The organism is Sphingopyxis sp. SCN 67-31 (genome assembly GCF_001725095.1).
This window is the reverse complement of sequence record NZ_MEFH01000112.1, coordinates 1-10,105: the sequence shown is the minus strand read 5'-3', so window position 1 is coordinate 10,105 and position 10,105 is coordinate 1. Positions and strand designations below refer to the sequence as shown.

Here is a 10,105-nt window from a genome sequence, read left to right as displayed (position 1 = left end):
CGTTTGCATGTCGAGCATGAACTGGCCGAGCGCGCGTTCGAGCCGCGCCATCTGCCCTTTCAGAAAGGCGAAGCGCGCGCCCGACATCTTGGCCGCGGTCTCAAAATCCAGCCCCAGCGCGGGACCGAAATCGGCATGTTCGCGCGGCTGGAAATCGAAGCTGCGCGGCGTTCCCCAGCGCGCGATTTCGACATTACCCTCTTCGTCGAGGCCATCGGGGACGTCGTCGGCCGGCAGGTTGGGCAGCGCCGCCAATATGTCTTGCAACGCGGCGAGCCGGTCGCGTTCGGCCTGTTCCTCTGCCGGGAGCTTTTCCTTGAGCGCGGCGACCTCGCTCTTGAGCGATTCGGCACGATCCTTGTCGCCCTGTGCCATCGCCTGGCCGATCAGCTTCGACGCTTCGTTGCGGCGCGCCAGCGATGCTTGGATCGCGGTCTGGAGCGCACGCAATTCGGCGTCGGCGGCGAGGATCGTCGCGGACATGGGTTCGAAGCCGCGGCGCGCGAGGCCGGCGTCGAAAGCTTGCGGGTTTTCCCGGATCAGGCGGATATCGTGCATCGCCGCGCTATGGCGTTGCTGCCTTCGCGGCGCAACCCTGCGCGGATATCATCGGGACGCAAAAAAGGGGGCCACCCCTAAGAGTGGCCCCCAGAAGGTGGTCTGGGTCTCCCCCCCCATGACCTCCAGTGGATTCGTTAGGCCGCGTCAGCTTCGTCGCCGTTGCGATTCGCGGCGCGGCGGCGCGCGACGAGCGCGGCTGCTGCTGCACCGAACAATAGCATCATCGGAGGCGCAGGAACAGGGGTTGGATCACCGGACGATCCGCTGCTCGTGCTGCCGCCGGAACTGGACGAGGAGGATGAGCTCGACGAGCTGCTGCTCGACGAAGATGACGACGACGAGCTGCTGCTCGATCCGCCGAAACTGCTGCTGCCACCGGTCGCGCCCGACGAGGTCGCGCCGCTCGACGAACTGCTGCTCGATGAAGAGGAACTGCTGCTCGACGACGAACTTGAGGAGCTGCTGCTGCCCGAACCGCCGGAGCTGCCCGAGCTTCCGCCGTGCGACGACGACCCGCCGTGCGACGAGCTTCCGCCCTTCGACGAGCTGCCCCAGCCAGAGCTGCCATGCGAGGAGCCGCCTTTCGACGAACTGCCCCAACCAGAGCTGCCGTGCGAGCTGCCACCGCCCGACGACGACGAGCTCGACGACGAGGAAGAAGAGGAGGACGAGGAACTCGAAGACGAGCTGCTGCTCGACGAGGAGGAGCTGACATTGCCCGACGAGGTCGAAACGCCGCCGGTCGAGGTGCTCACGCCGCCCGTGGAGGTCGATACGCCGCCCGTCGAGGTGCTGACGCCACCGGTCGAGGTCGAAACGCCGCCGGTGGAGGTGCTGACGCCGCCCGTCGAGGTGGTCGAGCTGATGCCGCCCGTGGAGGTTGAAACGCCGCCGGTCGAGGTCGAGGTGCTCACCCCGCCCGTCGACGTCGAAACGCCGCCCGAGGTGCTGCTGGTAGTCGAGCTGAGGCCGCCGGTGGTGGTCGAGGTGACGACCACGCTGCCGCTGCTGCCGCCCGAGCTGCCGCCGAAGAATCCGCCGAAGAAGCCGCCGCCGAAGCCGCCGCCAAAGCCGCCGCCGATAACGGTCACGCCGCCGCCGCTGCTGCCGCCGCCAAAGCCTTCGCCGCGCGGCGGGAAGGGGGCATAGGGGATGGGGGGCAGGGGGATCGTCTGGGTGACGACCTGCTGCTGCGGGGTCACGGTACGGATCACGCGCTTGGTCGTGACGACGCGGCGGACGCGCTTGACGGGCTTTCTCGCCACGTGGCGCTTGCGCACGACCTTCTTGCAACAGGAGCCCGATTTCTGGACCTGCGCAGCCGCAGCCGGTACGTCGGCGATCTGCATCGCGCCGCTACCGATGATCGCGCCGCCGCAGGTGCAGGCACAAAGCTTGGCGAGGGCCATTCGGACAGACATAGGTTACTCTCTCTTTCCCGTTGCAGGTGCGCCCCATGTCGTTGACCGACACCCGTGCGCGCCTTCGCTAGCGCCAAAAGGCCAAAGCTTTGTGAACGCGGCAATTGCGTTAACCGCGTTTGATTGTCCGACAGCGGGAATTGATATGCGAAATCAACCGAAATGCGCGTAACTGTCCCAAAACAATACGTGTTTCACGCCAAATGGCCTCAACCGGTTAATTTGCAGCGGCGTGCGGCGGTCGAGAGAGCTGGGGCGCGGCTTGTCGTGAGGGTGCCTCCGTCGGGTCGGTTCAGCACTGCTTCAGCCGCGCGCGGGCAAGCGGTCCGCTTCGCGCTTGTATCGCATCGGAGGGCTGGTTATAGGCCCGGCGCAATCCTTGGTTCGCCAAGCTCGGCGAGCCAGGCGATCAGGAAAGGACTTGGACGCTCCTCATGCCGACCAATGTTGCCGAAGTAGGCGCCGACGCTCTCCGCGAAGCCAAGTCCAATCTCGATTCGGATTATGTTCCCAGCGATGACGAGCCGTTCATGAACGAGCGGCAGCAGGAATATTTCCGTAACCTGCTGCTCGCCTGGAAGAAGTCGATCCTCACCGAATCCGAATCGACGCTGGCCCATTTGCAGGACGGTCCGCTGCGCGAACCCGATCTTGCCGACCGTGCATCGAGCGAGACCGACTGGGCGATCGAGCTGCGGACGCGCGACCGTCAGCGCAAGCTGATCGCGAAGATCGATTCGGCGCTGCGCCGCATCGACGAGGGCGAATATGGCTATTGCGCGGTGACGGGCGAACCGATTTCGCTCGCCCGCCTGCAAGCGCGTCCGATCGCGACGATGACTCTGGAAGCGCAGGAACGCCACGAACGCAACGAGCGGATCTCGCGCGAAGACTGATCCCAATCGGGACAGAAGCGCCGCTGTTTACGATTCGGTAAAGTACCGGGCCCTAGGGTCGCTCCGAACGCAATTCGGGGAACGGGTCGCCATGGAATCGCGCATACCATCAACGCTGGACGAAGAGGTCGCTTCGCTGTCGCGCAGCGCCGACCGCGACAGCCTGTTCATGCAGGCCAATCTTTTGTTTCCGGGTCAGTCCAGGCCCGTGACGGTGCGTGTGCGCAACCTGTCGGCGGGTGGCATGCTGGCCGAGGCCGTCGTGCCGGGGCTGGCGCAAGGCGCAACGGCCGAGATCGAACTGCGCAATATCGGCTTTGTGCCGGGGCATGTCGTCTGGGTGGGCGAAGGCAAATTCGGGGTGGCGTTCGAGCGACCGATCGATCCGCACGCGGTGCGGCGGCAGGTGGTTCAGAAGATGGACGTCCCGGCCTATATTTCGGCGCTGGACAAGAAGGCTTCGCTCTACCGCCGACGCTGATGCGTTTCGCGTCGAAAGGCATCAGCGGGCGATAGCGCTCTGCTCGCCTCAGGTTTCGGCGAGCAGCTCTTCCTTGATCTTGAGTTTCTGCTTCTTCATTTGCGCCAGCAAGGCCATGTCCGGTGCGGGGCGGCGCTCTTCATTCGCAATTTTCGCGTCGAGGTCCGCGTGGCGGGACTTCAGGGCGGAAAGGTGCGAGCTGCTCATAGGCCATTCTCCTTTTCGACTCGGTTGGCAGCTCCGAGTAAAACATGATTCGCCCCGCTTGTCCCGCCCGGATGGTCGCGTTTCGGCCAGATGGTCCCCGTTGCGGACGGGCCGTGATCGTGGCAGGGAAGCGGCGTGAACCCGGAAGAAATCGCCCAGCGCCTGGAACTGCTTCGGCTCGAGCATCGCGATCTCGACGCCGCGATCATCGCACTGGGCGACGCGACGGTTCCCGATCAGCTCCAGCTTGCCCGGATGAAGAAACGCAAGCTCAAGCTGCGCGACGAGATCAGCTGGTGCGAGGATCAGTTGCTGCCCGACATAATCGCCTGATTCAAAACGGGACGCTCCCTAAATTCATGGTTAGCGTCCTTGCGGCGGCGCTGCGTGGCGTGGCATTCGATGCCGATGTTCAGGGGACCGATCCGGAACGGCATGGCGACGCAGCCGGTGCAGCGCGCGCAGGTCGAAAATCTCTATGTCGAGGCGATGCTGCTCGCCGACGAGGCGCATGCCGCCTTCCGCGCGCATCGCGATTTCGAGGCGGTGGCGCGCGATCCGATCCTGCAGGTCGGGCTGGCGTGCGAATCGCTGAAGACGACAACGCGGCTGATGCACATCATCGCCTGGCTGCTCCACCGCCGCGCCATGTTCGCAGGCGACCCCGGTGCCGGCCCCGAGGACAGCGCGGCGCACATCGGCGCGCCCGTTCCCGCCGACCATGCGCTGTGCGCGCATTTTGACGATAATCTCCAGAGGATCGTCGCGGCGAGCGAGCGCCTGTTCGACCGTATCGCGCGGATCGAGGCGGGATGGACCGCCGACGAAGCGGCGCGGCCGGTGCAGGCGCTGCTGGCCCAACTCGAAGCAAGGCTTTGATCGAACTGGTCCCGACCAAGCATTGACGCGGCGTTAACCAATGTGCGCCAAGGTTCGCCCGGAGTCATAAGTGGGTGCGCCAATGAAATTCGAACCGATCAGTTCCGCCGCGCAGAATCTCGACCAGTCGGTTGCCAGCGACTGCGGCGAGCTTGCCGTCGGCTGCAGCGATGCCGCGGGCCAGATCCAGCGCGCCACCGACCAGATGCAGCGCCAGATTTCGGAGCTGGGCCGGCTGGAGGATTATGTCGTCAGCCTGGAGGCCGACCAGCGCCAGATTGCCGATTCGACCGACGAGGCGAAGCTGTTGTCGGCGCGCGCGTGCGAACAGCTCGACGCCGGGGCCGAGCGCGTCAACAGCGCCGTCACCGAATTCCGCTCGGTCATCGATCTGGTCGCGCGGCTGGGCACGCATGTCACCAATTTCGCGTCGGTGATGGAGCAGGTCCAGCAGGTCAGCCAGTCGATCGAGCAGATTGCCAAGACCACCAACATGCTCGCGCTTAACGCCGCGATCGAGGCCGAGCGTGCGGGCGATGCCGGCCGCACCTTTGCCGTCGTCGCCGCCGAGGTGAAGAAGCTGGCGCAGAATACGCGCAGCGCCACCGATGAAATCCGCCGTTCGATCGGCAGCCTGTCGACCGAAGCCGCCGGTCTCGTCACCGAAATCCAGTCGGGGGTCGAGCAGTCGGGGCGGGCGGAGGCGCAGTTCGAGACGATCACCGATGCGCTGCACGATGCGACGCATCTCGTCGCGCTGCTCGATGATCAGAGCGACCGTATCGCGCAATCGAGCGCAATGGTGCACGCCAATGGCGCCAAGGTACGCGAGGCGCTCGACCGCGTCGTCGGATCGGTACGCGACAATGGCGCGACGCTGAACAGGACGCGCGATTCGATCCTGACAATGGAAAATGTGTCGAACCGCATGTTCAACGCGGTGATTTCCGCCGGCGTCAGCCCCCAGGACAGCGCGATCGTCGATCTGGCCGCGTCCGTCCGCGACGATTTCGTCGCCTTGGCCGAAGCGGCGCTCGCGCGCGGCGACCTAACGATGGAACAATTGTTCGACACCAATTATGTGCGCGTGCCGGGATCGAACCCCGAACGCTTCCGCACCAGCCTTTGCGACTGGGCCGACGCCCATTGGCGGCCACTGTTCGACCGCACCGTGGCGCAGCATCCCGAAATCAAGATGTCGTCGGCGGGCGACATGAACGGCTTCCTGCCGACGCACATCACCGAATGTTCGCGCGCGCCGACGGGCGATCTGGAACATGACACCGCGCATTGCCGCAACGGCCGCATCCTGTTCGACGATGTCGACGCGGCGGCAAAGCGCAGCAACGCGCCCTTCTTCATGTCGGTGTATCGCCAGGAAGGCGACGGCACCAACTATGTGACGGTGCGCAACGTCTATATGCCCGCGGTCATCAACGGTCGCCGCTGGGGCGACGTCGAGGTTGCCTACCAGCTGTAACGGCGGTCATTGCGAGCGAGGCTGGCTCAGCTACCCTGCCGGCGCGCCATGAAGGCGAGCTTTTCGAACAGCATCACATCCTGCTCATTCTTGAGCAGCGCGCCGTGCAGCGGCGGAATCGCTTTGCCGACGTCGCGGTTCTGCAGCACCTCGAGCGGCATGTCCTCGGCGAGCAGCAGCTTCAGCCAGTCGATGAGCTCGCTGGTCGAGGGCTTTTTCTTGAGCCCGGGCACGTCGCGCACGTCGTAGAAGATGTCCATCGCGCGGCTGACCAGCGTTTTCTGGATGCCGGGGAAGTGGACCTCGACGATTTCGGCCATCGTGTCGCGGTCGGGGAATTTGATATAATGGAAGAAACAGCGGCGCAGGAACGCGTCGGGCAGTTCCTTTTCATTGTTGGAGGTGATGACGACGATCGGGCGTTCGCGCGCGGTCACCGTTTCATTGGTTTCATAGACGTGGAAAGCCATGCGATCGAGTTCCTGAAGCAGATCGTTCGGAAATTCGATATCGGCCTTGTCGATCTCGTCGATCAGCAGCACCGGAAGCTGCTCGGAGGTGAAGGCCTCCCACAGCTTGCCCTTTTTGATATAGTTGCGGATGTCGTGGACGCGCTCTTCGCCGAGCTGTCCGTCGCGCAGGCGCGCAACCGCGTCATATTCATAGAGGCCCTGCTGCGCCTTGGTCGTCGATTTGATGTTCCAGGTGATCAGCGGCGCACCGAACGCCTTGGCAACTTCTTCGGCCAGCACGGTCTTGCCGGTGCCGGGTTCGCCCTTCACGAGCAGCGGGCGGCGCAGCATTGTCGCGGCATTGACCGCGACCTTCAGGTCGTCGGTTGCAATATAGGCGCTGGTTCCTTCGAAGCGCATGGCGGCTCGCCCTTTCCCTTAACGTGAACGTCAACCGGGATGGGCATAGCGAGCGCGAGGGAAGGGTGCAAGCGGAGCGTCGCCACGGCTGCCGCGGCGTGGACGTTCCCGGTCAGGCGTGCGTGCGGCTGGCGGCGCGGGCGGCCATCAGATCCCACAGGCCGCTGTGCTGTGCGATGAGCTGCTGCGCGCCAAAGGCCATCGCGCGCTCGACCGCCGGTGTTTCGGCGACGGCATTGGCAAGACGAGCGGTTTCGCGCAAGTCGGGCAGGGTGCAGCGTGGGACTTTCATGTCAAGCCGCTGGGCACTGATGTCGAGCAGGACGCGGATCGTCCGCCAATCGAGTGTCAGCGCGATCGCCGCGCCAATCGCGCAGCCATTGCGATCGGATTCGGCGAGCATGTCGAGCGCCTTGCGCTGCGCGGCGACCGCCGCCTCGCACTGGGCTTGGCCCTGCGTGCTCGGCACCGGACCGACCGCGGCCGCGATTTTCGACAGGAAGGCGCGTTCCTGCGCAAAGGCTTGCGCGGTTTCGTCCATCCATTTGCGCGATGCCGCATCGACCGCCTTGCGCGCCGCGCTGTCGACGATGCCGGGATAGCGGCCGTGGAGCAGGCAGAGAAAATGGACCGCGTCGGCAAGGTTGCGCATCGCGTCGGGGCCGCTCGACAGCGCACCCGATTTGACATGGCCGTGCGCGCCCGTTCCCTCGCTCGCGACGAGCGTGTCGAGCAGTTCGGCAATGCCGCGCGTCTGGGCCTGGGGCTGGGGCGACTGGCTCAAGGCTGCATCCTCGTCTGTTGCGGCGGCTCTTGCGACCGGCGCCGTTGCAAATCAGGGGATCAGCATTAGCCGAACGTCGTAAACGTCGCGTTTATGAGGGGCGAGCGATTTCAGGCGCTTCTGTCCCACTCCTGCACAGCGGGCCTCGGTTCGACGCGCAAAGGGACCGGCAGCGGGTTGAGCTGCCGGTCCCTGCGCTGTTGCGGTCCAGTGGAGCGCCGCAACATGGGCGGGGCCGGTGCAAGGGAGAGGGAGAGCCGGCCCCGGTTCGAATCAGGCGGCGAGTGCGAGTTCCTCGGCCTTTTCGGCCTTAGCAGCCGGCGCCGCTTCGGCGAGCGCCGGGGCGTCGGCCGTATCGGCAGCGCGCTGCGACGGGAAGAAGAAGCGCGACGCGAGCACGATCAGGCCGAGGCCGAAATAGGCCGCGAAGGTCTGCACCGGGAAGAAGAAGAGCGGTGCGACGAACGCGAGACGCAGATACAGGGGGTTGAAGCCGAAATCCTGGCCCACCGCTTCGCAGATGCCGAAGAAGGTGTCCTGGCGGGAGAAGATATTCTGGTTTTCGTTTGCCATCGTTCGGTCTTTCCTCTTGGCGGCGGTGGGGGAGGCCGCTCCTGCCCATGACTAAGCAATGGGCGTGCCAATTGGTCATTCTCTCCATTTTCCGGGCTTTTTTGCATCCCCGATCGAGGAATGCGCCCGTGTTTGTTGAAATTATTCCCATCAATCGGGACAATGTGCCAATCGGCGTGATCGCCTGAACCGAGGCTGAAGCGATACGCCGACGGCGTCTCATCTGGTTGGGAAAGATGAAAATTTTAAGATGCTGCGCCAGATTTTTGTGCGGTGCAGCAAAAATGTCACGCCGGACCCGAAACAAAACACCCCGCCGGTTGGGGCGGGGTGTCTGATTTTTCGGTGCGGATCGACCTATTGGTCGAGGAAGCTGCGCATCTTGCGGCTGCGGCTCGGATGCTTGAGCTTGCGCAGCGCCTTCGCCTCGATCTGGCGGATACGTTCGCGCGTCACGCTGAACTGCTGGCCGACCTCTTCAAGGGTATGGTCGGTGTTCATGCCGATGCCGAAGCGCATGCGGAGAACACGCTCTTCACGCGGCGTAAGCGAGGCCAAAACTCGCGTAACCGTCTCCTTGAGGTTGGACTGCACTGCGGCATCGACCGGGATGACCGCGTTCTTGTCCTCGATGAAATCGCCGAGATGGCTGTCTTCCTCGTCGCCGATCGGCGTTTCGAGGCTGATCGGCTCCTTGGCGATCTTCATCACCTTGCGGACCTTTTCGAGCGGCATCGACAGACGCTCGGCCATTTCCTCCGGCGTCGGCTCGCGGCCGCTTTCGTGGAGGAACTGGCGGCTGCAGCGCACCAGCTTGTTGATCGTCTCGATCATATGGACCGGGATGCGGATCGTGCGTGCCTGGTCGGCGATCGAGCGGGTGATCGCCTGCCGGATCCACCAGGTCGCATAGGTGCTGAACTTGTAGCCGCGGCGGTACTCGAATTTGTCGACCGCCTTCATCAGGCCGATATTGCCTTCCTGAATGAGGTCGAGGAACTGCAGGCCGCGGTTGGTATATTTCTTCGCGATCGAGATCACGAGACGCAGGTTCGCCTCGACCATTTCCTTCTTGGCGATGCGCGCTTCGCGCTCGCCCTTCTGGACCATGTTCACGACGCGGCGGAACTCGGGCAGGCTCATGCCCGCCGCCTGGGCGATTTCCGAAATCTCGGTCCGGATGCGGTCGACCGCCGCGCCCTCATTCTCGGCGAACGCCGCCCACTTCTTGTCGAGCTTGCCGACTTCGTCGAGCCAGTTTTCTTCGAGCTCGCGCCCGACATAATGGTCGAGGAAGGCCTTGCGCGGTACCTTATGGCGTTCGGCAAGGCGCAGCATCTGGCCGCCGAGCGCAGTCAGGCGCCGGTTGTAGCTGTAAAGCTGGTCGACCAGATATTCGATCTTGGTGCCGTGGAACTGCACGCTTTCGACCTGCGCGGTAAGTTCCTCGCGCAGCTTGTGATATTTCTTTTCCTGCGCGTCGGGGAAGTCGCCCGCCGTCGACAGCGCCTCGAGCCGGGCGTCCTGAAGCTTCTGGAACGCCTTGAAGCTCTTGGTGATATTGGCGAACTTCTCGAGCGCGTCGGGCTTGAGCAATTCTTCCATCGCGGCGAGGCTCAGCGTGTTGTCCTCGTCGTCTTCCTCAAAGCTTTCGCGCTTGCCCGACGAGCCTTCGCCGTCCTCGTCATCGCCGTCAGCCGAAGGTTCTTCCTCGACCTCGTCCTCGTCCTTGAACGAGACGCCCGCGGTCTTTTCGCTGATTTCGCCGTCGTCGCCTTCGCCCTCGTCATCAAGGTTTTCGGGCGCCGGATCCTTCGACAGCATCGCTTCGAGGTCGACGATCTCGCGCAGTTGCATGTCGCCGTTGTTGAGCGCGTTCGACCATTCGATGATCGCGTTGAAGGTCAGCGGGCTTTCGCACAGGCCGAGGATCATCGTGTCGCGGCCCGCC

12 protein-coding genes are annotated in these 10,105 nt (G+C 64.1%); 6 read left to right on the top strand and 6 right to left on the bottom strand.

Annotated elements, in window-relative coordinates:
- Positions 1-558, bottom strand: a 558-nt coding sequence (locus ABS88_RS20175) for a serine--tRNA ligase (protein WP_502686174.1), incomplete at its 3' end; no start/stop codon positions are given.
- A 162-nt stretch (positions 559-720) separates the two neighbouring features.
- Here ABS88_RS20175 and ABS88_RS20170 point away from each other — a divergent pair.
- The 3 genes from ABS88_RS20170 (at position 721) to ABS88_RS20160 (ending at position 3,359) form a co-directional block, all read left to right on the top strand.
- Positions 721-1,710 (top strand): ribosomal eL19 family protein, encoded by a 990-nt coding sequence (locus tag ABS88_RS20170; protein ID WP_286750413.1) that lies wholly within the window; start codon positions 721-723, stop codon positions 1,708-1,710.
- Positions 1,711-2,416: 706 nt separating this feature from the next.
- Positions 2,417-2,878 carry an RNA polymerase-binding protein DksA gene (gene dksA / locus ABS88_RS20165; protein WP_003047377.1) on the top strand — a complete coding sequence of 154 codons (462 nt, stop codon included), beginning with the start codon at positions 2,417-2,419 and terminating at the stop codon, positions 2,876-2,878.
- Between the two features lie 91 nt (positions 2,879-2,969).
- Positions 2,970-3,359, top strand: a complete 390-nt coding sequence (locus ABS88_RS20160) for a PilZ domain-containing protein (protein ID WP_263588339.1) — start codon at positions 2,970-2,972, stop codon at positions 3,357-3,359.
- 48 nt (positions 3,360-3,407) lie between these two features.
- Here ABS88_RS20160 and ABS88_RS20155 read toward each other — a convergent pair whose 3' ends face one another.
- Positions 3,408-3,566 carry a YdcH family protein gene (locus ABS88_RS20155; RefSeq protein WP_003047371.1) on the bottom strand — a complete coding sequence of 53 codons (159 nt, stop codon included), beginning with the start codon at positions 3,564-3,566 and terminating at the stop codon, positions 3,408-3,410.
- Positions 3,567-3,701: 135 nt separating this feature from the next.
- Between ABS88_RS20155 and ABS88_RS20150 the strand changes: the two genes are divergently transcribed.
- From ABS88_RS20150 to ABS88_RS20140, 3 genes are all read left to right on the top strand, one after another.
- A complete protein-coding gene (locus ABS88_RS20150) occupies positions 3,702-3,899 on the top strand; it encodes a YdcH family protein (RefSeq protein WP_003047369.1) in 198 nt (65 codons plus the stop codon).
- A gap of 69 nt (positions 3,900-3,968) precedes the next feature.
- On the top strand, positions 3,969-4,445 hold the full coding sequence (locus tag ABS88_RS20145) for a DUF1465 family protein (protein WP_286750412.1): 477 nt from the start codon (positions 3,969-3,971) through the stop codon (positions 4,443-4,445).
- An 82-nt stretch (positions 4,446-4,527) separates the two neighbouring features.
- Positions 4,528-5,925 carry a methyl-accepting chemotaxis protein gene (locus ABS88_RS20140; protein ID WP_286750411.1) on the top strand — a complete coding sequence of 466 codons (1,398 nt, stop codon included), beginning with the start codon at positions 4,528-4,530 and terminating at the stop codon, positions 5,923-5,925.
- Between the two features lie 26 nt (positions 5,926-5,951).
- Here the strand turns inward: ABS88_RS20140 and ABS88_RS20135 are convergent, their stop codons facing one another.
- From ABS88_RS20135 to rpoD, 4 genes are all read right to left on the bottom strand, one after another.
- Positions 5,952-6,797, bottom strand: a complete 846-nt coding sequence (locus ABS88_RS20135) for an AAA family ATPase (protein ID WP_003047362.1) — start codon at positions 6,795-6,797, stop codon at positions 5,952-5,954.
- A 112-nt stretch (positions 6,798-6,909) separates the two neighbouring features.
- A complete protein-coding gene (locus ABS88_RS20130) occupies positions 6,910-7,581 on the bottom strand; it encodes a DUF6975 family protein (protein ID WP_286750410.1) in 672 nt (223 codons plus the stop codon).
- A 273-nt stretch (positions 7,582-7,854) separates the two neighbouring features.
- Positions 7,855-8,154: a PspC domain-containing protein gene (locus ABS88_RS20125; protein ID WP_286750409.1), complete on the bottom strand. Its 300-nt coding sequence runs from the start codon at positions 8,152-8,154 to the stop codon at positions 7,855-7,857.
- 357 nt (positions 8,155-8,511) lie between these two features.
- Positions 8,512-10,105 (bottom strand): RNA polymerase sigma factor RpoD (gene rpoD, locus ABS88_RS20120; RefSeq protein ID WP_286750408.1); only part of this gene is annotated, 1,594 nt, incomplete at its 5' end.